At 58.4% G+C, this 221-nt stretch carries 1 protein-coding gene; it reads left to right on the top strand.

Annotated features, from left to right (window positions below):
* The coding region (locus VU18_RS15400; protein ID WP_047758427.1) for a transposase at nt 1–221 on the top strand (221 nt) is incomplete at both ends.

The following is a 221-nucleotide window of genomic DNA, read 5'->3' as shown; positions in this document are numbered from 1 at the left end:
GACGAAGACATCTTGCGTTACTACGCCCAGCGCTGGACGATCGAGTGCTTTTTCCGGCAGGCGAAAGATCAACTGAAGCTGGATGGATACCGCGTTCGCCACATTCGGGCGGTGAAACGGTATTGGGCGGTGGTGCTGTTGGCCTGCGTGTACAGCATCGCCGAATCCCGACAAAACCTCTCCACCGGGCTGGAGCTTCTTCGGTCGCGGAAAGACCACAG

It is taken from the genome of Geobacillus sp. ZGt-1, from assembly GCF_001026865.1.
GTDB lineage: Bacteria > Bacillota > Bacilli > Bacillales > Anoxybacillaceae > Geobacillus > Geobacillus thermoleovorans.
The sequence above is the reverse complement of the archived record's forward strand: the minus strand, read 5'-3'. Positions and strand labels throughout refer to the sequence as shown.